This window comes from Pseudarthrobacter sp. NKDBFgelt (assembly GCF_046097905.1).
Classification (GTDB): Bacteria; Actinomycetota; Actinomycetes; order Actinomycetales; family Micrococcaceae; genus Arthrobacter; species Arthrobacter polychromogenes.
Map to the genome: position 1 here is coordinate 11,881 of NZ_JBJURL010000017.1, position 21,859 is coordinate 33,739.

Sequence of the window (21,859 nt, forward strand, 5' to 3'; positions counted from 1 at the left end):
GTTAAGGGCCGCTGTGGGACGTCGGTGACGAACGCCATCGGAAGCAGTTGCCGCAGAGTGTGGGCGCCAGGAAGCGTGTTTCGTCCAGCTGCCCTGGTGGGTAGGTTTCCTGCCGTTTACGCGTGTCCTGCTGCCTTACGTCCGCACTGACTGCGCAGGTGGCCGAACCATAGGTTCATCGAGTTTGATCCGGTAGGTGACGGGGAAGAGCTGAACGCCTGTCTTCTCGGTGATCTTTCCCCAGATGCCGTGAGGCAACCAGATGGCGGCCGCGGCTCCGATGAGGCCGAGAACGATCATGTACCAGGATCCGTAGCCGGCGAGCAGTTGCTGCAGCACGAAGAAAACGATCGCACCGATCAGCGGTCCCTCCAGGTAGCCGATGCCGCCGACAATGACGATGAAGATCATGTAGGCGGACCATTGGACGTTGAAGATCGCTCCGGGTTGGACGCTTAGGGCGTCGATGATTAGTAGTCCGCCGGCTGCGCCACATCCTGCGGCGGAGACAAGGTAGACGAGGCGTTTGGACCGTGTGACATCCACTCCGTTGGCTTTGGCGGCTGTTTCGTCGTCGCGGACCGCTGTCAAGGCGAGACCGGTGCGGCCGCGCAGCAGCAGATAGCAACCCAGGATGGTCAACACCGCAAGGCCCAGCGCCGCCCAGTAGACCAGGGCGCCCCGGAATACTGGGTCAAGGCCCCTGAGCCCGGGCAGCGATTTGCCGCTTGCACCTCCCAGATCAGCGAAGCGGATGACGATCAGCCGATAAACCTCCGCGATGACCCAGGTGCCCACGGCGAAGTAGTCGCCGCGTAGTCGGAAGGCCAGCCACGAAGTTGGAATTGCGAACGCCGCGCAGGTCACTGCTGCCAGCGGCAGCGCCAGGAAGGGCTGGATGCCCATAGTCGCGAATGCCAGCACCGAGTAGGCTCCGATGCCTACATAGGCCTGCTGGCCGATCGAGACCATGCCTCCGAAGCCGGCGAGCAGATTCCACATGCTGGCCATGATCAGCAGCACGAAGAACATGACGAGGGAGCTGGTCGTGCCTGTGTGGGCCACGTACGGCATGGCAACCAGGGCAAGGGTGGCGGCTGTGAGGAGAACAGCCCACGTTTTGGAGGCACGTCCGGACCGGATGACGATGGCCGGGAATGAGGGTGAGAGGGTTTTCATATTTATACGGCTCTCTGTGGAATCAGGCCTTGGGGTCTGAAGGCAAGGACGGCGAGGAACACCAGGTGGCCGGCCAGCAGTGTGCTGGAGGGGTCGATGTGCGCGGCGAACGCTTGTGCCAGTCCAAGCACGGTGCCGCCCAGAAGGGTTCCCCACAGTGAGCCGAGGCCTCCGATGACTACGGCTTCGAAGGCGAGGATCAGTTGGGCGGGGCCAATGGAGGGTTCGAACGAGGATCGGGCACCGGACATGATGCCGGCCAGGGCTACGGTGCCGAAGGCCAGGGCCGTTGCGACGGCGTAGAGGTGTCGGGAGTTGGCGCCGACCAGCGAGGCTGCTTCGGCATCATCTGAGACCGCCCTCATCATGCGTCCGGTCTTGCTTCGTTTCAGGAACAATTGGATGCCGACGATGACGCCCACTGCGAGCAGCAGGGTCAACAGGCCGACGTATGACACCGATACTGAGTCATTCAGTCGGAACGCTCCGGTGTTTAGAGCGCCCATGTCAATGGAGCGGGTGTCGGCGGAAAACGCCTCCAGCAGGCCGTTCTGGATGATGATCGAGAGGCCAAAGGTGACAAGGAGAGTGGACAGCGGTCCGGCTTTTAGGCTGCGGCTGAAGACGGAGCGGTGTAGGGCGTAGCCGAGGACCGCAAAAATGGGAAGGGTCACCAGAACTACCAGCCACAGGGGAAAGATCGTCCCGCCCAGGAAGGTCAGAACGATGTAGGCGGCGACCACTGCCAGATCGCCGTGCGCGAGGTTAACCATCCGCATCACGCCGAACATGATTGACAGGCCAGCCGCGAAAAGCGCGTACAGACCGCCCAGCAGGAGTCCCTGCACCAGGGTGTTGACTAGATCCATGTCAGTTTCCTTCCCTCACGGCAGGTTCGAGACCAAAATAGGCCTGTTCCACCTGGGCGGGCGTCAGGTCAGCGGGTTTTCCTGAGAGCACGGTCCGTCCTTCGAGTAAGCAGTGCACTTCGTCGGCGGCGGCCAGGGCCTGTGAGACGTCCTGCTCCACGATGAGCACCGCTGTTCCCCGGGCCGCGATTCCGGGAAGAATTTTGTACATCTGTCTCACCACAGACGGGGCGAGTCCCAGCGAGAGTTCATCTATGAGAAGGACTGTGGGGTTGGTGAGGAGGGCCCTGCCGATGGCGACGGCCTGCTGCTGGCCCCCGGACAACGAAGCGGCGTTCTGATCAGCCCGTTCACGCATCCAGGGGAACAGGTCCATGACGGCGCCAACATTCCAGTCTCCCGGGCGGGCCCGATAGGTTCCTGTGGTCAGGTTCTCTTCCACGGTCAGTGACTTGAAAAGCCTTCTGCCCTCGGGAACCAGTGAGATTCCTGCTGCCACCCTGCGATGCGCCGGAAGGCGGGTAACGTCGCTGCCGTCCAGGAGCACGCGGCCGCGCGCTGGAATATGGGCTCCGGCTATGGCACGCAGGAGCGTCGATTTGCCCGCCCCGTTCGCGCCGATGACGGCTATGGTCTCACCCTGAGTTACGGAGAGGTTGAATCCCCGGAGGGCCTGGAGCTGGCCGTGGTAGACATCCAGGTCCTCGACTTCGAGCAAGCTCATTGCAGGGCCTCCGTGTCATTGGCAGGAGCCAGGTCCGGGCCGGTGCCGAAGTACAGTTCAAGCACCGCCGGATCGTTGAGGACATCCTCAGGCAGTCCGTCCGCGACGAATCTGCCTCCGGCCAGGCAGAGCAGCCGGTCAACTGATTTCACAAGTGCATGGACGACGTGCTCGATCCAGATAACGGCGACACCGTCGGACTTCACATTCGAGATGAGCTCCACGAGCTCATGCACTTCCGGATCCGTCAGTCCGCCGGCAACTTCGTCCAGCAACAGGATCTGGGGCGAAGTGGCCAGGCCTCTGGCCACTTCAAGACGCTTTCGCTGCAGCAGCGACAGCGAGCCCGCGCGGGCGTTGGCGATGTTGTAGAGCCCGGCAGTGCCCAGCACGTGGGCGGCTTTATCGGCGGCGGCCTGGCCACGCAGCCCTGCCCCCTGTGTCGCCGGAACCAGGACATTTTCAAAGACGGTCATTTTTTCGAACGGCCTGGGAACCTGGTAGGTCCGGCCGATGCCGTCACGGCATCTTCGATGGGCTGGCATCCCGGTCACATCTGTTTCCTTGAAACGGATGTGACCGGCATCTGGGGCCAGGTCGCCGGAGATCATGGCGAACAGGCTGGACTTGCCGGCCCCGTTCGGGCCCACTATGCCGATGGCTTCTCCGGCTTGGACCGTCAGATCAACTCCATCGGCGACGACGACCTGGCCGAACCGTTTGGCAAGGCCCTGCAGCTCCAGCAGGGCTGTCATGCGCTGGTCGCCTCCAGTTCTGCACCAATTGGGATGTCCTTGTTCGGGGTGTTGTCGACCACGGTGATGTCCCAAGGGAATTTCGAGCCGGGACGCCACTGGCCGCCGACCGGGCGCAGGAGGGCGATTCCCGGCTGGGGCCCGGTGGTGAAGTCCAGCGGGCCGCTCATCCCGGTGGTCTTCAGGTTCCGCAGTTTCTCGGCAACATCTTCCTTGTCCTTCGGGTCATTGGCGTTCTTGAACGACTCCACGGCGACTTCGAACAGCGAGTACACCGAGCCCAGAGCCTGTGTCCATTGCTTACCCGACGTTTCGGTGAAGCCGTCGGCAAGCTGGCGGGCGGTGGTGCCGTCGAGGCTGGACGTGTAAGGATGCCCGGGGCTCCACCAGACCGCGCAAGCGATGTTCTTGGTCAGGTTGCCCAGGGCTTCGGCTTCGGAGGGGAACAGCATGACCTTGGCCACCGTGGCGAGTTTGGGGCGGTAGCCCTGCTGTGCAGCCTGCTTCCAGAAGGTCTGAAAGTCCGGCGGGATCGGGGTGCAGGTAAAGATCTCGGCGTTCTCAGCCTTGAATTTGGCGATGGACGAGCTGAAGTCGCTGGCACCGTTCTGGTAGGCCCCGCCGTCGATCATCTTAAAACCCTTGGCCGCAGCCAGCGGAGTCAGTCCGGCGCGGAAGGCATTCGCGTCGGAGTCATCCGGCCATAACGCCGCGACGTTGCGGTTGCTTGCTCCGATCCGCTCCCACATGGGCGTAAAGCAGTCCGCGAATTGCTGCATGCCGAAGAAGAAGGTACTCGTGTATTTGAATCCTTCGCCGGGCTTGCCTCCGCGGCCGTGGAACCACGCTTCCCATGGTGTGATCGTGCTGACGTTTGGGACCCCGGACGCCTCGCACTGGTCAGCTACCGGGTTGGTGGTATCCGGTGTGCCGGATCCGACGATGAAATCCACCTGGTCCTGGGTGATGAGCTCCTTTGTCACGGCAGATGCCCGCGTGGCGCTGGACTGGGTGTCCTTGACGATGATTTCGATCTTCCGGTTTGATCCGCCTGCCGTGAATCCGTTGCGCAGCGCTTCCTGGACCTTCTCCACAACGAACTTGTCGGCGGTCGCGAAGCCGGCCAGAGGACCGGTCTGGGGGCTGACGAAACCGATTTTAAGTACCCCACTGCCTGAGGCATTGCCGGCGCCCTGCAGACCGCTGCAGCCACTCAGTGCCGATGAGCCGCCGATGGCGGCGGCACTGAGGCCAAGTACTTTAAGCAGGTTTCGACGGTCCATTGCGCCAAGAATCTTTTCTGACATGACTGTGCCCTTTTCTGAAGTGAACGACATGAACGGAAATGCTGAAACGCGTTTTATGCACGGTTGTGGACATGACTGAGCCGGGGCGGGGGGCGTCGTGGGAGCGTCCCGACCGGTTCTACTGGGATGTTGGGGGAGGTGAACCGACCCGGGGAGGCGCATTTACCGTCCCCGGGCGGGGCTTATTGGTGGTGTTTTGAGAGGTACAGCCGTGCCTGGTCGATGAACCAATCAACGGATTCGGGGTTGGCGAGCGACCCGCGGTTGATGGCTGTCTCGGGGCTGTGTCCGGTGAAGAGCTTCTTGATGGGCACCTCGATTTTTTTCAAGGCGTGAGTTACGGGTACGGCAGGGACGGCGATAATGTCGTCCGGGACGTGTCTGGCTGAGGTCAGCTGGCGGATGGTGCCGTTGATCTTGTCCCTGAGTTCTTCGGTAAGCCGGGATCCTGGCTTAAGGGCCACGAAGAGCGGCATGTAGTAGCCGCCGCCTGATTGCTCCAGACCGATCACCATGGATTCGGTGACCTCGGGTACATGCTGCAGTGCCGCGTAGATGTCGGCGCTGCCGAGGCGGACTCCGGACCGGTTGAGTGTGGCGTCGGAGCGGCCGTGCACCGCGAAACCGCCGGCCGGAGTCTCGGTGATCCAGTCACCCTGGGTCCAGACGCCGGGGAACTTTTCAAAGTAGGATCCCCGGTATCTGTCGCCGCTTTCGTCGCCCCAGAAGAACACCGGCATGGACGGCATGGGACGGGTGATGACCATTTCCCCGACTTCACCGATTACCCGGTGCCCGGCGTCGGACCAGGCTTGGACTGCCACGCCCAGCAAGGGCCCCTGGAGCTCGCCGAGATGGACCGGTTCCAGGGGATTGGATCCGATGAAGCCGCTGCAGATGTCGGTGCCGCCGGTGTCGGAACCTAGGTGCACGTCTTGCTTGACATGCTCATGGACCCAGAGCCAGGTGGAATCGGGCAGCGGGGAGCCGGTGGAGAGGATGGAGCGCAGCGTCGAGAGATCCCATGACTGGCCCGGTTCCAGACCGGCTTTTTCGACAACGGAAAGGTAGGCCGCTCCGGTGGCGAACATCGTCGCTCCGGTTCGGGAGATGATGTCGAACTGACGGTCTTTCCGCCCGTACATGGGGGATCCGGCGTAAGTGACCACTGAGGCGCCCGACATCAAGTTGTTGACCAGGGTGTTCCAGACCATCCACGAGGTGTTCGCGGCGACGTAGTAGCGTTCGCCGGGACCCATGTCCTGGTTCAGACCGGTTCCTTTAAGTGCTTCCAGGGTCATGCCGCCATGGCCGTGAACGATCCCCTTGGGAGCACCGGTCGTGCCGGAAGAGAAGAGAACCCAGAGTGGGTGATCAAACGCAACCCGTTCGTAGCTGGGCTCCGTCGGGTCGGTTACCAGGGAGGCGAAATCGATCCGGTCCGTGGGGGCCCCGGCCTCTTGGCCGGTATTCCGCAGGAGGATGGTGTGCTCCAGCCCGGGCAACCCGGCTTCGACGTCGGTCAGGTGCTGGAGCCGGTCAAAGTCCTTTCCATTGAACCGGTAGCCGTCGACGCCGATTAGTAGTTTCGGTTCAAGCTGGCGAAGGCGCTCCAGGGTCGCGGCAGCCGAGAGATCGGGGGAGTTGATCGTCCATATGGCTCCGACGGCGGCCGTTGCCAGCAATCCGATGATTGCTTCGGGGACGTTCGGCAGGACGGCGGCGACGCGGTCTCCGCGCCCGATGCCGAGGCGCCTGAGGTGGGCGGCAAGGGAGGTGACTTGGGCCTCCAGTTGGCGCCAGGTCAGTTCTGTGACGGAGTCGTCTTCCTGGATTGTGAGTACCGCTGTAGTGCCGGCCATTTCCGGGTCGTGTGCGTGGCGCAGGACGTTCTCGGCGAAGTTCAGCTTCGCTTTCGGGTACCACACTGCTCCGGGCATCCGCTCTTCAGCCAGAGCAGGCCCGTCGAATCCTTCACCGAGGACGCTGAAGTATTCCCGCACGGCGTCCCAGAATCCGGAGAGGTCTTCGACGGACCATTGCCAGGTTTCCCGGTAGTCATTGAGGTTGACGCCTCGGTGCTCGGCTACCCAGCCCATGAAATCCCACAGCCGTGAACTTTGCTGCTGCTCGGGAGTAGGTTTCCAAGTCACCCGGCGGTGTTCCGCCGTCGTGCTTTGAAATGACATCTTTGTCCTTTTCTTGTGCATCAAATGGATCAGCGTTGGGTTCGGCTGTTCACTGCGGTTCTCAGCTCAGCGGGGCGGCTGTATCTTCAGGGGCGAGAGTGAACAGTTCCACCAGGTCGTCCAGGCTGTCCACGATGAGATCCGGTTGTTGATCCTGCCGGGTAAAGGCGGCGTCAGCGGCGGAGTGCGTTCCGGTCGTCACCAGGACACCGAGGGCGCCTGCGGTGCGGGCCATCCTGCATTCGAGGGTGAGGTCGTCGCCGATGATGAGCATCTGGGATGGCAGGACCTGCAACCGGTGGGCAAGGACGGTGATGGCCTCCTGTGAGGGTTTCCCGAGGACCCGGTAGGGGCGGCCCGTGACGTGGCTGAGACCAGCTGCAATGAAGCCGGAGACGCCCACGTTCAGGCGCTGCTGGGAGGCAAACGATGGCGCGTCGGAGGTGCAGTAGATCTCTGCTCCGGCAAGCACGGCCTCTGCGGCCGCCTGGATTTTTTCCTTCCCGAAGGCCGTGTCCCAACCGATGACCACCGCGGCAGCGTGGGTGGGCTCACCGGCCAATGCCTGGTCAATGTCAACGAGGTTCAGTCCCCGGCGTTCAAAGTCGTCCCGTACGCCGGTGCCGCCGAAGACCAGCAGTGGCCGGTCCGGATAGAGGTTCTGCATTGTTTCGGCGGCCACGACGGCGGGTGTCAGCACTTCGTCATCGCGGACGTCCAGCCCGTGGGAGCGCAGGGACGCACCGATCTGGGCTGGTGTCTGCATGGAACCGTTGGTGAACACTGCCATGGTGCGCCCGGAACTGCGGACGAGTTCGATGGCTTCCGGGGCCCCGGGCAGGGTTTCACCGCCGTGTCCGCTGGGCCCGTCGGAGAGGACCAAACAGCCGTCGATATCGAACATGACGCCACGGACGTCGGCGAGTCGGGCCTGGAATTCGGTCCGGTTCATGAGGTCTCTCCGTTTTGGGCGCGGCGCAGTTCGACTTTTTCGGTGCCGCGGCTGACTGCCAGGTATTTCCACTTGGGAAGTTGGTGGGCTGCTCTGATAAATTCCGCGACGTTGGTTACCGGGGCAGCGGCCCGGTTGGCGCCGGTTGGTGTCCACCTGGGCGCTGGCCCTGCGGCGAGCATGGCGTCGACCTGGTCTCCCGGCAGCACCATGCGCAGCAGCAGCTCTTCTTCGCTGAGCTGCCTGCCGAATTTTTGGGCGTATTCTTCATGAAGTTCGGCCAGGGACCGCTCCGCCACGGGTTCGGCCAGTTCTTTGGCCCGGGGGAGCTGGGACACTTTTTCCATCACCTCGGGGGCTATTTCCCCTTCCGGTGCCCCGAAGTTGCCGAGCACGAATCTGACGACCTCGTCGGGGATGCGGCTGTACCGGTCCTGGCCGGACTTGCCGGCGAGCACGTTCATCAGGGCTTGGCTGCCCACGAACTGGCTGAATGGGGTGACCATGATGGGGTAGCCGAGGTCAGCCCGTACCCGCCCGGCTTCCTCAATGACCGCTGGCAACTGGTCAAGCATGCCCAGTTCGCCGAGCTGGCGCTTGAGTGTGGACATCATGCCGCCGGGGACCTGGTGCACGTGGGGGCTGAGGTCGTACTCGGTGGGAACACCGGCCGGTAGTCCTTGGGATTCGGCGATGGAGTAGAGGATGTCAGCGGCTGCGGAGGCCGCTTCGCGGTTTACCTGGACGGGGATGCCGAGGGCGTCCAGGTTGCCGACGAGGTTTTCCAGGCCGGGCTGGGCGGTTCCGTTGGAGAGCGGTCCCAGGCCGGTGTGGAGCACGTCAACGCCCAGTTCGGCGGCAATGAGGTACAGCTGGGAGGCTGCGCCTGTGGTGCAGTGGCTGTGCAGTTCCAGGGTCTTGGCCCCTGCCGCGGCACGGATGCCGGGGATAAGCTGGCGGGTTCGTTCGGCAGTGAGCAGTCCGCCCGGATCCTTGATGTAGACAGTGTCGACGTATTTACTGGCGCTGCAGAGTCTGGCGTTTCTGCCGTAGCTTTCGTCGGTGTGGACGGGGCTTTCGGTGAAGGTTACCGCCGCGACGACCTGTTCGATTCCTTCCTCTTTGGCCCATTGGGCTACCCGGAGGAGGGATTCGACGTCGTTCATGGGTTCGGCGATTTGGAGGCGGCGCAGTCCGTGGGAGGCCATCAAACGCAGCGCCATGCGCATGACGGTTTCGGAGGCTTTGTCCCAGGACATGAAACGCATGCCGGTGGTGATGGCGGACAGCGGCGTGTTGGGCATGACTGCACGCATGCGTGAGATGCGTTCCCAGGGGTTTTCCCGGTGAAACTTTACGCCCATGGAAAGGTTCGTTGAGCTGGTGAAGTCGATGGCTTCGTAGCCCACCTGGTCCAGCAGGGGGCCGACGGCTTCGACCATTCCCGTGGTCAGTCCGGTGGCGCCCCAAAGGCTTTGGTTTCCGTCGCGCAGACTGGTATCTACCAAGCGGATGGTCTTTTGGCGCTTTGAGGGCTGGTCCCTGGTCTCGGCCCGGGTCTGCGGGGTTGCGGTTGCGGTCATTTGACGGCCTCCTTCAGCTGGGCGTTTCGCTGTTCCCAGGCGGGGGCGAACCATGAGGTACTGACCCCGCCTTGGATGAAGTCGGGGTGGGAGAGAACAAATTCGTGGAGGGGGAGGGTGGTCTTGACCCCTTCCAGGACCACTGCTCCGGCGGCGGAGCGGAGGGCTTCGACGGCGGCATTGCGGCTGTGGGCGCGGACGATCAGCTTCGCCATCAGGCTGTCGTAGAACGGCGGGAACGCGTACCCGGCCCGTACGTGGGTATCGACCCGGATTCCGGGGCCGTCGGGCCAGTGCACGTCGGTGATTAGGCCAGGGTTGGGACGGAAGTCATTGTCCGGGTCCTCGGCGTTGATCCGCACTTCGATGGCTACTGCCGGCGGGACGGGGGGCACGTCGGGGAGCTGGGGGTCCTGGCCGAGGGCGAGGCGCAGTTGGGCGGCGACAAGGTCGATGCCGAAGGCTTCTTCGGTGACGGGGTGTTCGACCTGGATGCGGGCGTTCATCTCCAGGAACACCACGTCTTCGGATTCGGTGTCGACGAGGAATTCGACAGTTCCGGCGCCGCGGTACTGCAGGGCCCGAACGAGCGCGCGGGACGCTTCGTGCAGCACGGACCGGCGGGACTCGGAAAGTCCGGGAGCGGGGCATTCCTCGATGAGTTTCTGGTGTCGGCGTTGGACCGAGCAGTCGCGGTCCCCGAAAATTTGGGCGCCGCCTTTCCCGTCGCCAAATACCTGCACTTCCACGTGGCGCGCGGCGGGGTAGAAGCGTTCCAGGTACAGGGAGCCGTTTCCAAACGCCGCCTGCGCTTCGGCAGCGGCCTGGGGTGCCAGGTCCGCCAGTTCAGCGGTATCGCGTACGAGGCGGATGCCGCGCCCGCCACCGCCGTGGACGGCCTTGATCAACAGTGGGTATCCGAGGGAATCGCCGAGTTCAGCGGCGGCGGCCGGGTCATCGATTTCAACGGCGACAGCCACCGGGACTCCGGCCGCGACCGCAACCCGGCGGGCGCTGCTCTTGTCACCGACGGCACGGAGTGTTTCCGGCCGGGGGCCGGCGAAGGCAATACCTTCGGCTTCGAGGAGCTCAGCGAGTTCGGGCTGTTCACTGAGGAATCCGTAGCCGGGGTGGACCACGTCTGCACCTGCGTGGACGGCGGCTTCGGCAACATACTCGGGCCGCAGGTACGACCGGCCGGCCTGGGCGGGTCCTATGACGATGACCCGGTCCGCCAGGCGCGCGGCAAGAGAGTTGGTATCGGCGGCGCTGGCGGCAAGCACCGGGCTGGCACCGATCCTGCGTGCGGCGGCAATGATGCGCACGGCGATTTCGCCCCGGTTGGCCACCAGGATTACCGGTTTCTTTGCCTCGTTGTGCCCGTTCACGGCGATTCTTCCCGGGCGATGACGGCCAGCGGCTGGCCGAACTCGACCTGGGCGTTGTCCGCGGCCAGGAACTCGGTCAGGGTTCCGGCAGTGCCTGCCGTCACCGGGTTCATCAGCTTCATAACCTCGATGATGCCGATAGTCGTATCTGCCTCCACGGCCGCCCCGGGTTCGACAAAGGGCGGCGCCCCGGGGGAGGGACTGCGGTAAAAGACACCGATAATCGGGGCTGTCACGACAGTGCTGTTGGAGCCCGGCTCTGCAGGAGCCGGGGCCGAAGGCGCACGTTCGGTAACGGCGGGTTCGGTAACGGCCGGCGCCGCTGAGGGTGCGGCAGCCGGGGCATGCCCGTTCGGTGACGGTGCCATGGACTGCGTCGTTGTCCCGGCCGTGGGGGAGGTGACGGGCATCTCTGCTGAACGTGAGAGGCGGACGGAGACATCTCCGAACTCCACGGCGGCGGATTCGTAGGCGCCGTCATCGAGTTGGGTGACGAGGTCAAGAACGTCCTGCCAGCTCGGTGTAGAGGGGGTGCTCATTTGGTACTGCCCTTCGCTGCGGCGGCAACGAACCCCAGCAGGTTCGACGTTGCCTTGGTGGTGTTCTTGCTCTTTTCTTCCTTGCGCTTTTTCCAGTTGGTCTCCGGGCGTGATTGCAGCAGCATGACCTTGGGAGTCCCGTCGGCGTCATGCTCCAGCGCCCATTCGATGTCCTGCGGGCAGCCGTAGTGTTTCTCCACCCGCAGGGCGATGTCAGCCAGTTGCATCACTTCGGGTTCGCTGAGGCAGGCCACGTCACGGCGGGCTTCGTCCACGTCCCGGAATTCGACGCCTACCCCGCCGGGGGCTGGAACGTATTCCTGGGCCTTGGACGCGATCCGGGTCTTGGTGAGCGTGGGGCCGATTTTGTTCAGCCAGTACTCGTCCGGGGTCACTTCGCCGGAGACAACGGACTGCCCGAGTCCCCAGCTGGCGTTGATGGCGATGACCGACCGGTCACCGGTGCGCGGGCTTACGGTGAAGGTGACTCCGGCAACGTCGGCGTGGGCCATCAGCTGAACGGCGACGGAGATCTTGGAGGCTTCCGAGGCCTCCGCGGCCGACATGCCGGAGCGGTAGGCGATCGCCTGGGGTGTGTACAGGCTGGCCCAGCATTCGCGGACCTTGGCGATGACGTCATCTTCGCCCACGACCCACAGGTAGGTCTCCTGCTGGCCGGCGAAGCTGGCGGCGTCGCCGTCTTCGTCGGTGGCTGAGGAGCGTACCGCGACCGGGACGCGGTCGGGCTCGCCGGTTCCGCGCCGTTGCGCCGTTTCCCTTGAGAGCTGCAGATACGTCTCGCGGATCTCCTGCTCGATGGCGGCCGGCAGTTCGCGGCCCAGGATCAGGGCCACTGCTTCGTCGTGCGCCTGCTGCAGGGAGGCATTGTTCTGCGCGTCGGCCCCCAGGACGATCCGCAGCAGCTGCTGCCGCAGGTCCGACGCGTCCCGGTAGTCCTCGTAAGCGTCCACTGTGACAGCGAAACCATCCGGAACGGGCAACCCGGCCTGCACCATTTCGCCCAGACTGGCGCACTTGCCGCCGACCAACGGCCGGTCGGCGCTGTTGAGTTCGTTGAATTTCCTTGTGTACTTTCCCACGGTGTTCTTCCTTCTTCGGTGGGGGTCGGTTCCGCCGGCAGCAAGTGTGAGTCCGCTGCCGGCGGATGACTGTGTGTTGGGGGGCCGGGGCCCGTACCTTCTGTCAGGCGTCGGTGGACTCATCCAGGATGGTGACGGTTCCGGCGTCGCCGTCAACGCGGATCAGCTGGCCGGTCTTGATGGTGGAGGTGCCGAATCCGGTGCCGACAACGGCCGGGAGACCGTATTCACGCGAGACGATGGCTGCGTGGCACATGATGCCGCCGATATCGCTCACGGCGCCGCGGATGCGCCCGAAGACAGGTGTCCAGCTGGGGCTTGTCACGGGGGAGACGAGGATTTCGCCTTCCTGCACGGTATCGAGCTGATCGGGGCGGAGCACTACGCGCGCACGGCCCTCCGCGATTCCAGGGGAGCCGGCGAACCCTGTCAGTTCAGTCCGGCTGCTGCCACCGTCCTGGGCTGTAAGCCACCGTTCGACGGTCTCCGGCGTGATGCCCCAGAGCATGATGGTCAGCGGTTCATTGACTTCGCCGGGCACCGGGCCCAGGGCCGGGGGCGGGTTCCAGCTGCTGAGAGCTTCGTAGATTTCTTTGCGCCGCTTGATGATCTCGGGCCAGTGGTAGCCGCCCTGGGGTTTGCCGCCGGCAGCCCAAGCCATTTGCAGGTCCACGATGGCTTCCTCGACCTCGGCCCGGCGCAGGAAGAAGATATCTTCAACATCGTCCCAGAAGCCCCACGCCTGCAGCAGCTTGCTGAATTCGCGGGCCTTGTTCCAGAAATTCGTCAGGAACCAGTGCTCGACATAGAAGTTGTGGTTTTCCACGTAGGGGAACACCGTCCGGGACAGGCCTAGGCCGGCGTCGAAGGCCGGCAGGTCCTCCTCGTCCAGGAGCGAGCGGTAATGCACGACCAGTTCGTCACGCTCGGCCTGGAGCTTATCCAGTGGCCTTTTCAGGTCGTCCCCGCCGCGCAGCCGGACAATGTAGTCTCCGATGGCCTGGATGGGGAGCTGCAGATTGTCGATCCAGCTGCGGTGGGAGTGGTACATGCCGGACCCGTACGAGAAGTAGAACCACGGGTCCTTGCTTTCCTCGAGGGCGGCCAGCCACGCTTTGCCGGCCTCCGAGCCTCCAAGACTGCTCAGCAGGTCTTCCTCAGTGTTGGCGGCCTGGACGAGATCGCCGACACCGAGCTCCTCAGCCTTCCGGGCCAGGGCCCGAAGTTCGTCATCGGGACGGAAGAGCAGAACGTCAACACCGCTGACCATGCGGGAGATGGTCTGGTCATCAATCTCGGGGAAGTGCTCCTTACAGAGCGTCAGGAACTGCAGGTAAGCCGCGTAGCCAAGGTTCAGGAATTCCGAATGCAGGGTCCAGATCTGGTCACCGTGTTCGAGCAGCCGGTGGTAGGCGGCCAGGAGCAGGTTGCCCTGGCTGGGGCCGCGGTCTTCGGTCACTCGCTCGAGGGCCTCGAATTCGGACAGCGGCGGAACTTCCAGCTCGTGGACGGCCCGGATAGCACCGGTGACGCGTCCTTCCCATTCGGCGTAGAGGGTGTCCCAGTTCTGAAAGTAATAGCCGGCACGCTTGCCAAATTCCTCGGCCCGTCGTGCCTGTTCCTCGTCGTCCGGGCTGGGAATCGTGGACATGTAGGTGTAGCCGTTGATGACACGAACGTCCAGGCCCTTGGCCGGGGGCAGCGCAAACACGCGGGTATTGGTCACCCCGGTCCCGGTGAAGGCACCGTCGATGGTGACCTGGTCAAACGGGTAGGAAACTTCCGGGTAGTGCAGTGAGTTCCGGAACCAGGTTTTGGCAGAATCCTCTGCGCGGCGCGTGGGCAGGAAACGGTTGTGGTAGGCGTACATTTCCTCCCACCCCTCGGCTCCCTCAGGCGTCTCGATCTCGTAGGGATCCGGGAAACTGCGTTCCTGCGGTCCGTTCTGCACTGGAACGGAGGTTTCGTTCAATTCGCTGTCCGTGGTGGTCATGACTGCTCCTTTGCGTCCATGGATGTCCGGATGACAGGGGGACTGGTTTCCAGTGTGAGCACGTGTGACTCCAATCACCAGCAACCTTTTCACTCAGCGAAAAGAATCATTTTTGTGAACCCTAGATCCTTTAGGACCAAGGGTTCTCCAGCCAGTTCTTTTCATCGAATGAAACAAGGGTTAGAGTGTGCTCCGTAACCGGAAGGAGGAGGACCATGGCAGCCAGTGATGCCGTTTCGCCTGGAAAATCCGTCACGGAACGGGCTTTTGCGGTGCTCATGTCCTTCGATATGGGGCATCGTCAGATGACCCTGTCGCAGATATCCCGACGGAGCGGGCTGCCGGTGGCGACGACCTTCCGCCTCCTGAACCATCTGGAAGCCATCGCGGCAGTCGAACGGGATCCTGCCGGCCGCTACGCCATAGGCCCCAAAATCTGGGAACTGGGAATCCTCGCCCCCACACATGACGTCATCGGCATGGGAACCCGCCCCCTCTTGCTCCGTCTTGCAATAAAATCGGGGATGATGGTCCGGGTGTTCGTTAGCAACGGAGAGCGTGCGCTCTGCGTTGAAGAGGTCCTGGCCAACGGTGCCAGTGCGCCGGGCAGCGGTCCCGGAATGACCCTGCCCCTGGTCGATTCCGCCGCCGGACACGTCCTCATGGGAGGTATGACCCCCGCAGCCAGGAGCGCCTTGCCGTTGACTCATACCACCTTCGCCCGGATGGAGAAGAGCATCACCGTTGCCACTGAACGAGGGTGGGCACAACGATCTGACGCGGCAGGGCACGTTGAATATGCCGTCCCAATCCGCGCTGAAGGCCGACCGCCCATGGCCCTGTCCCTGAGCACATCCCCGGCGGCCTCAGCCTCCCCGCGGGCAGGGGTTTCCATCGAGACGGTGCTTCCCGAGATGAGGGGAGCCGCCCGCAGCCTTGCTGCCATCCTGGCACCCACCACAAGGGCTGGCGAAGACCCTTTAGCAACCACTGGAAGGGAGAATGGTGATGAGTGATAAGCCATACAAAAGCTCGGCGAAGTCCGTCACCGCGAGGGCACTGGCCGTACTCGCCGCTTTCGATGTTGAAAATCCGCTGCTTACGCTCAGCCAACTCGCCCGCAGAGCCGGGCTTCCGGTGGCTACGGTGTACCGCCTTGCCGGGGAGCTCGAAGACGGACGTTTCCTCCACCGGGACAACGCGGGCCGCTACGGACTGGGCGTGCGGCTGTGGGAGATGGGCTTGCTCACACCCATCCACGGACGGCTGCGTGAAACTGCCATGCCGTTCCTCCTCAACCTTCAATACGACTGCAGGGAAACCGTACAGCTGGCCGTCTGCGACGGAACCAATGCCATCTACATCGAAAAGCTCACCTCTGAGGTATCCGTTCCCCTTGAGAGCCGCATTGGTGCACGCATACCGCTCCATGCCACAGGCGTCGGCAAAGCATTGCTTGCATTCAGCCCGGAGGCCTTCACTGACGCGATACTCGCCATGCCCTTAGCCCGGTACACGCCGGAAACGATCACCGACCGAAGGTCACTGTCGCGGCATCTGGTGCAGATCCGCCAGAACGGCTTCGCCCAGAGCCACCAGGAATACCAGCTCGGATCCTCTTCCATCGCCGCCCCGGTCCTGGTGGGCGGCACCGTCCAGGCCGCAATCGGCATTGTCAGCTACAGCCTCAGGACCGACATGGCCCAGTACGCCTCGTCCCTGCTGCGCGCAACGGAAGGATTGGCCCGACGCCTTGAAGACGTCGTCGGAACAGCGTATCCGAGCATCAGTGAACCGCTCTCGGAGCACGGCGCCAACGGCACGGATCCGATGCCCGCTCGGTAAAGGACCGAAACCGCCATTAAACACCCCGACAACCGCTCCTGACAGATTCGCAAGAACCCCTCCCCCGAAAGAGGATTGACCTGTGTCCTATGAACCCCACCTGGACGTCGAATCACTCGTCGCCATCGACATGCACGTCCACATCGAAGTCGATGACCACGGCCATAACGCACTGCCCTCACCACTGGTGGAAGCAGCCAGCAAATACTTTAGGACCAGTGGCCCCCGGCCGGACCTGAACGCCATCGCCGACATGTACCGGGAACGCAAAATGGCGGCCGTGGTCTTCACCGTGGATGCTTCGAGTCACCTCGGCCACCCACCAAACAGCAGCGAGGACATAGCCCGCGGCGCAGCCGTCAACAATGACGTGCTGATCCCCTTCGGATCCGTGGACCCGAACAACGGACCCGAAGCCATCAGCTGCGCCGTCCAACTGGCAGAGGACTACGGCGTACGCGGATTCAAGTTCCACCCCAGCGTCCAAAACTTTGACCCTAGCGATACAACGTTCTACCCGCTGTACGAGGCCCTTCAAACGCTGAAGTTGCCGGTCATTTTTCACACAGGCCAAACCGGTATCGGATCCGGGCTCCCCGGAGGGTTCGGCATCAAACTGGGGCTATCAAACCCCATCCTTCTCGATTCCGTGGCCGCCGACTTCCCAGACCTGCAAATCATCATGGCCCACCCCTCCGTCCCTTGGCAGGAAGAAGCCCTGGCTGTAGCGACTCACAAAAAGAATGTATGGATAGACCTCTCAGGCTGGTCGCCCAAGTACTTTCCCAAAAGCCTTGTACGCCAGGCAAATTCGCTTCTCCAGGACAAGGTGCTGTTCGGCTCAGACTTCCCCCTGATCACGCCAGACCGGTGGATGAAGGACTTTGCGCTGCTCGATCTGCACGACGAAGTCCGACACAAAATACTCAAAAGCAACGCAATTCGCCTCCTCGGACTCTAGCCAGGGGTTCCCGCGGCTTGCGGCTGCCCCGGATACAGAGCCAAAGGGAATAGCCCACCAATGCTGCGCACGGCGTCGCTTGGAGTCGTGTCCCCTTGCACGAAATGCACCTGCAGGAGTTAGTGCCCGCGCTACAGAACTCCACCGAGGGGCTGGGCGCTACTTGACAGATCCATAACCGCAACCCCATTCAACGGAATGTGTGTGTCCGGACCAACAGAGCGCGACGCACACTGGTTGCCAGCCAGACCTACAACCCGGCACCGCTCAAGCGGAGCCCCGCAACGAAGCGAGACGCGCCATGGCAGCACGCAAGACCATCACCACCCAAGTAGCCATCATGGGAGCCGGGCCCGCAGGGCTGATGCTGTCCCACCTCCTGGCCAAGGCCGGCATCGAATCCACGGTCATCGAAGTCCGCAGCCACAAGGAAATCTCCGAAACCGTCCGCGCAGGCATCCTGGAGCACGGGACCGTGAACATGCTGGTGGACAGCGGCGTCTCGGACCGGGTGCTGCGCGACGGCGACCGGCACGACGGCATCGAACTGCGGTTCAACGGCGAGAGCCACCGCGTCGATTTCAAGGACCTCGTGGGGGAGTCCGTGTGGCTGTACCCGCAGACGGACGTCTTCCTGGACCTCGCCGCACGCAGGAAGGACGACGGCGGCGACGTCCGCTACAGCGTCACCGACACCACCGTCCACGACCTCGAAGGCAAGCCAAAGGTCTGGTTCACCGACGCCGACGGCATGGAGCATGAAATCCAGGCCGACTTCCTGGTGGGCGCGGACGGCTCCCGCAGCCACTGCCGGTTCCAGATCCCCGAGGCGCACCGCAAGTGGTACTTCCACGAGTACCCGTTCGCCTGGTTCGGCATCCTGGCCGAAGCCCCGCGCAGCTCGGATGAGCTGATCTACGCCAACTCGGACAACGGCTTCGCCCTGATCAGCCAGCGCACCGCCACGGTGCAGCGGATGTACTTCCAGTGCGATCCCAGGGAAAACGTGGCCGAGTGGGACGACGACCGGATCTGGGCCGAATTCCGCAGCCGCGTCAACGGCAACGGCTTCGAGCTCAAGGAAGGCCCGGTCATCGAGAAGATGGTGCTGCCGTTCCGCAGCTTCGTCCACACCCCCATGCGCTACGGCAACCTTTTCCTCGCCGGCGACGCCGCACACACCGTTCCGCCCACCGGGGCCAAGGGCCTGAACCTGGCCATTAACGACGTCAAGGTCCTCTTCGAAGGGCTGGACAGCCACTACAACTCCGGCTCGGACAGGCTGCTGGAGACCTACAGCGACCGCGCCCTGGAGCGCGTATGGAAGGCCCAGCAGTTCTCCTACTGGATGACCACCATGCTGCACACCCCCGCCGGCGCCGATGACTTCTCCCGCGCCCGCCAATTGGGCGAACTCAACTCTGTGGTGACTTCCCGGCACGGCATGGCCTACCTCGCCGAGGCCTACACCGGCTGGCCCGGCACGCGGTAACTGCAGCCTTCTTGGACATCTCCGCCGTAAACGGACGCGTTTCACTGATCACTTCTCGCTTGCGGAAATAAACCACGCCCTCCACTTGCAGCTGTGGCACGGCATGCACAGTCCGTCGCTCATCGGACTGTTGGAATGCCTGGACCAGCAGGTGCGCCGGTACACCCTCACCACACTGTCCTACCGGGGCAGGTGGCCCGTGGTGCTGGCCGACTACGCCGAACTGCTGGCCGCCATCGAGAACGCCGACGCGGAGCGGGCGGACGCCTTAGGCATCAGGTTGAAGATGTCCACCGAAGATCCCAGGCTGCTCTGGGGCGAATCCGCGCCCTGGCTTCGTCCCTTACAAGACCCGCCGGCCCCGATGTTCCTGCATACTCCATCGCAACAGTAAACCCGAAAGTCGGGTGCAGGCATCAACCGGCGCAAAGAGGTGGGCCAGGCTCCAAAGAGCCTGGCCCACCTTGCTAAAGGCAGATCGCTGGTTTGTGGCAATTCATCCATAGATCGTCGGCGCCGTCGTGGCGTCGCTACAAAATGACCGTAGACAGGGCTCTGTAGCCTTCTTCGGAGGACCCGACCACCATTCACAGGAGGAACCATGAGCCACCAGACGACCTCGACTTCGGCACCGCGCCGCCCGGCCCAGACCAGCCCCCGCACGCCACGTCGGTTGTGGGATGCGCAGTCGCTGGCCCTTATCTCCGTGTTCGCCGCCTTGATCGCAGCCTCGGCCATCGTCCCTGGTATTCCCGTCGGAAGTTTCGGGGTGCCTATCACGCTGCAGACCCTCGCCATCATGGTGACGGGCCTCGTCCTGGGCGGATCACGTGCCGCCGCAGCGGTGGCGCTCTACCTGCTCCTTGCGTTCGCCGGGCTGCCGATCTTCTCGGGCGGCCGGGCGGGCCTGGCTGTCCTCGCCGGCGGATCCGCCGGATACATCGTGGGGTTCCTCCTCGCCGCTCTGCTCGTTGGCATCGCCGCCGAGCAAATCATCCGGCGCCTCCCCGCCAAGCGGCGCGGCCTTTGGTTCTTCCTCGCTGCCATTATGGTGACCGTGGTCGCATCGCACATGCTCGGCGTGCTCGGCATGATGGTCAACCTCAAGCTGTCGTGGCAGGCTGCTTTCGCCAGTGACCTCATCTTCTACCCGGGCGATATCGTGAAGGACGCCGTGGCATCCGCTGCCGCTGTGGCCGCGCACCGAGCCTTCCCGGACATCCTCGTGCGCCGCGTGAAGTAAACGAGGCCAGAGCAATGAGGATCTTCGGCAGGATCGTAGACGACGAAACCCGCTGCATTCACTACCACACCGACGTAGATGTGATAGCCATAAAGTTCAAGTGCTGTCTTCGGTACTATCCCTGCCACCTCTGTCACGAGGAAGAGACAGATCACAAGGTCCAAACTTGGCCCAGGAACGAATGGGCAGAGCCAGCAGTTCTGTGCGGTGTCTGCAAAGGCGAGATGTCCATCCACGCTTATCTGGCAACGACATCTTGCCCAAATTGCGCCACTCGCCTGAACGAACGGTGTGCCGCCCACACGCCTTTTTACTTCCAGACCTGAACGGAACCTCTCCGATGATTCCCCGCGAAGGGCGACTCCAGCGCACAGCGGCTTTGCAGTTACACCCCAGGGCGGCAGTATGCCTGCCCCAGCGCAGCCACACCACAAGAGCTCTTGCCTTCATTTGCGCCTGAGAAGCTCTAGGGGACTGCGTCCACGAGTCGTCTAATCCGCTTCTGCGGGTTCTGCTGAAGAGCCGATAATGGAGATTCCGTCAGCCTGCCTCGACAGGCAGACCCTTGATTGTTGATTAGGCCGCCGAAACTGGTGGTGAATTTGATCCGTCCATGGCTGGGGTCAATTCAGGTTATCCACGGCTGGAAGTGGGAGCCCTTGGGGTAGCTCCCTGGTAGCGGTAGCGGTGGATAACCTAGGAGAATTGTCCCCGGCGGTGGGCGGCGGCACCGTACTGCTTCATGGTAGAGCGGGGAAGTAATTCCCACTGCTTCTGCAGTCCAAGGCAAGGAGAAGTGTCAGGTGGGCTGTCCTTAACTTGACGAGCCCCGGCGCGTAGCAAATGCTCCGGGCGTCCGGACCCTAGTCCTGGTTGGCATGAGGCTATAAGGTGGGTTGATCTCTGACGGGTCCCGCTCTTCGGTACGGCCACGGACCTAGCCATGCTGTTAGCTTCTAAATCACCGACTTTTGGAACGGCGTGCGGCTCCCATTCGTCCTGATCCTCCAGCGAGACGACCCGTTCATTGAGAGAACCGAACGTATGCCAGTCAGAACTTGGGTGCATACTGCAACTGCTCCGCACCAATCATCTCTCTCTGTTGTGGTCCGCGCCCGGCCGACAAGCTGTGGATCGTTCTTTGGCTCGCGTCTTCGTGGGCAGTTCCTAGCGTCTGAAAACCCCTGACTTGCCTAGTTTTGCGCGCCTTGATGGCGGAAGTGCATAGTCAAGCACCCACTGCGTCCGGCTTCCCTCCAAGCTCGGCATCAATTCGCCCTTCTGGATGTAGCGGAAGGGATGTGGGTCATCTATCGGCCGCCACCAACCGCTTTCGGGAGCATGCGCACCGGTGACTGCCCGGACACCGGGCCCGGAATTCGGGGCGGTGTCAGGATGGTGCAACTCGGCTTGTGGGGCCCCAGAGGGGCGCAAGACTCCTTCGAGGTAGTCGATCGACTGTCCTGGCCGAACTCTTGAATCGGACTCGTACGGGGCCTTCATCGTGCTGCGCCCGTTGCCGCCGTAGCCCTGACCTCTGCGGCCCCGGTGCTGTTATCCCCGAATGAGGAGATGTCGTTTGCTCCGGCGGCAGACCCTGGACCGGCGACGGCGGGAATGGGGACGCCTGGAGCCGTAGATCTGCCTTGCGGGAGGGCAACACGGAGGCGGTCTTCGAACTTCCGATGGACGAGGGCTCTGCTTTTCATGACAGTTTTTCGTTTTCTGTGTCGGATGAGC

Annotated in this window: 18 protein-coding genes and 1 pseudogene; 7 read left to right on the plus strand and 12 right to left on the minus strand. The window is 63.0% G+C overall.

Features of this window, described 5'->3' with window-relative positions; translation table 11 throughout:
• Window positions 1–135: 135 nt before the first annotated feature.
• The 12 genes from ACKAE7_RS06780 to ACKAE7_RS06835 all read right to left on the minus strand — a co-directional run bounded on the left by ACKAE7_RS06780 (window position 136) and on the right by ACKAE7_RS06835 (window position 14,578).
• A complete protein-coding gene (locus tag ACKAE7_RS06780) occupies window positions 136–1,179 on the minus strand; it encodes a branched-chain amino acid ABC transporter permease (RefSeq protein WP_408978767.1) in 1,044 nt (347 codons plus the stop codon).
• Window positions 1,180–1,181: 2 nt separating this feature from the next.
• Window positions 1,182–2,048 carry a branched-chain amino acid ABC transporter permease gene (locus ACKAE7_RS06785; protein ID WP_408978768.1) on the minus strand — a complete coding sequence of 289 codons (867 nt, stop codon included), beginning with the start codon at window positions 2,046–2,048 and terminating at the stop codon, window positions 1,182–1,184.
• 1 nt (window position 2,049) lies between these two features.
• Entirely contained in the window at window positions 2,050–2,772 is a 723-nt protein-coding gene (locus tag ACKAE7_RS06790) for an ABC transporter ATP-binding protein (RefSeq protein ID WP_408978769.1), read from the minus strand.
• Entirely contained in the window at window positions 2,769–3,527 is a 759-nt protein-coding gene (locus tag ACKAE7_RS06795; protein WP_408978770.1) for an ABC transporter ATP-binding protein, read from the minus strand. Before ACKAE7_RS06795 ends, ACKAE7_RS06790 begins: the two co-directional genes overlap by 4 nt.
• The gene (locus tag ACKAE7_RS06800; RefSeq protein ID WP_408978771.1) at window positions 3,524–4,834 is read right to left on the minus strand and encodes an ABC transporter substrate-binding protein; all 1,311 of its coding nucleotides are present in this window, start codon (window positions 4,832–4,834) and stop codon (window positions 3,524–3,526) included. The genes ACKAE7_RS06795 and ACKAE7_RS06800 overlap by 4 nt, the downstream gene beginning before the upstream one ends.
• A gap of 182 nt (window positions 4,835–5,016) precedes the next feature.
• Window positions 5,017–7,023 carry an acetoacetate--CoA ligase gene (locus tag ACKAE7_RS06805; protein WP_408978772.1) on the minus strand — a complete coding sequence of 669 codons (2,007 nt, stop codon included), beginning with the start codon at window positions 7,021–7,023 and terminating at the stop codon, window positions 5,017–5,019.
• 61 nt (window positions 7,024–7,084) lie between these two features.
• Complete coding sequence (locus ACKAE7_RS06810; protein WP_408978773.1) at window positions 7,085–7,975, minus strand: HAD-IIA family hydrolase; 891 nt, start codon at window positions 7,973–7,975, stop codon at window positions 7,085–7,087.
• Window positions 7,972–9,558, minus strand: a complete 1,587-nt coding sequence (locus ACKAE7_RS06815) for a pyruvate/oxaloacetate carboxyltransferase (RefSeq protein WP_408978774.1) — start codon at window positions 9,556–9,558, stop codon at window positions 7,972–7,974. Before ACKAE7_RS06815 ends, ACKAE7_RS06810 begins: the two co-directional genes overlap by 4 nt.
• Window positions 9,555–10,946, minus strand: coding sequence for an acetyl/propionyl/methylcrotonyl-CoA carboxylase subunit alpha (locus ACKAE7_RS06820; protein WP_408978775.1), 1,392 nt, complete (start codon window positions 10,944–10,946; stop codon window positions 9,555–9,557). The genes ACKAE7_RS06815 and ACKAE7_RS06820 overlap by 4 nt, the downstream gene beginning before the upstream one ends.
• Window positions 10,943–11,485 carry an acetyl-CoA carboxylase biotin carboxyl carrier protein gene (locus tag ACKAE7_RS06825; RefSeq protein WP_408978776.1) on the minus strand — a complete coding sequence of 181 codons (543 nt, stop codon included), beginning with the start codon at window positions 11,483–11,485 and terminating at the stop codon, window positions 10,943–10,945. The genes ACKAE7_RS06820 and ACKAE7_RS06825 overlap by 4 nt, the downstream gene beginning before the upstream one ends.
• Window positions 11,482–12,585, minus strand: coding sequence for a PEP/pyruvate-binding domain-containing protein (locus ACKAE7_RS06830; RefSeq protein ID WP_408978777.1), 1,104 nt, complete (start codon window positions 12,583–12,585; stop codon window positions 11,482–11,484). Before ACKAE7_RS06830 ends, ACKAE7_RS06825 begins: the two co-directional genes overlap by 4 nt.
• Before the next feature lie 103 nt (window positions 12,586–12,688).
• Window positions 12,689–14,578, minus strand: coding sequence for a PEP-utilizing enzyme (locus ACKAE7_RS06835; protein ID WP_408978778.1), 1,890 nt, complete (start codon window positions 14,576–14,578; stop codon window positions 12,689–12,691).
• Window positions 14,579–14,793: 215 nt separating this feature from the next.
• Here ACKAE7_RS06835 and ACKAE7_RS06840 point away from each other — a divergent pair, with 215 nt between their 5' ends.
• The 7 genes and pseudogenes from ACKAE7_RS06840 to ACKAE7_RS06870 all read left to right on the plus strand — a co-directional run bounded on the left by ACKAE7_RS06840 (window position 14,794) and on the right by ACKAE7_RS06870 (window position 20,445).
• Entirely contained in the window at window positions 14,794–15,594 is an 801-nt protein-coding gene (locus tag ACKAE7_RS06840) for an IclR family transcriptional regulator (protein WP_408978779.1), read from the plus strand.
• Window positions 15,587–16,423, plus strand: a complete 837-nt coding sequence (locus ACKAE7_RS06845; protein ID WP_408978780.1) for an IclR family transcriptional regulator — start codon at window positions 15,587–15,589, stop codon at window positions 16,421–16,423. Before ACKAE7_RS06840 ends, ACKAE7_RS06845 begins: the two co-directional genes overlap by 8 nt.
• 130 nt (window positions 16,424–16,553) lie before the next feature.
• Entirely contained in the window at window positions 16,554–17,384 is an 831-nt protein-coding gene (locus ACKAE7_RS06850) for an amidohydrolase family protein (protein ID WP_408978806.1), read from the plus strand.
• Window positions 17,385–17,685: 301 nt separating this feature from the next.
• Window positions 17,686–18,876 carry a 4-hydroxybenzoate 3-monooxygenase gene (locus ACKAE7_RS06855; protein ID WP_408978781.1) on the plus strand — a complete coding sequence of 397 codons (1,191 nt, stop codon included), beginning with the start codon at window positions 17,686–17,688 and terminating at the stop codon, window positions 18,874–18,876.
• 40 nt (window positions 18,877–18,916) lie between these two features.
• Window positions 18,917–19,270, plus strand: a pseudogene (locus ACKAE7_RS06860) (FCD domain-containing protein); the annotation flags it as partial.
• Between the two features lie 207 nt (window positions 19,271–19,477).
• The gene (locus tag ACKAE7_RS06865) at window positions 19,478–20,119 is read left to right on the plus strand and encodes a biotin transporter BioY (RefSeq protein WP_408978782.1); all 642 of its coding nucleotides are present in this window, start codon (window positions 19,478–19,480) and stop codon (window positions 20,117–20,119) included.
• A gap of 14 nt (window positions 20,120–20,133) precedes the next feature.
• Window positions 20,134–20,445: a CHY zinc finger protein gene (locus ACKAE7_RS06870; protein ID WP_408978783.1), complete on the plus strand. Its 312-nt coding sequence runs from the start codon at window positions 20,134–20,136 to the stop codon at window positions 20,443–20,445.
• Window positions 20,446–21,859: the final 1,414 nt, after the last annotated feature.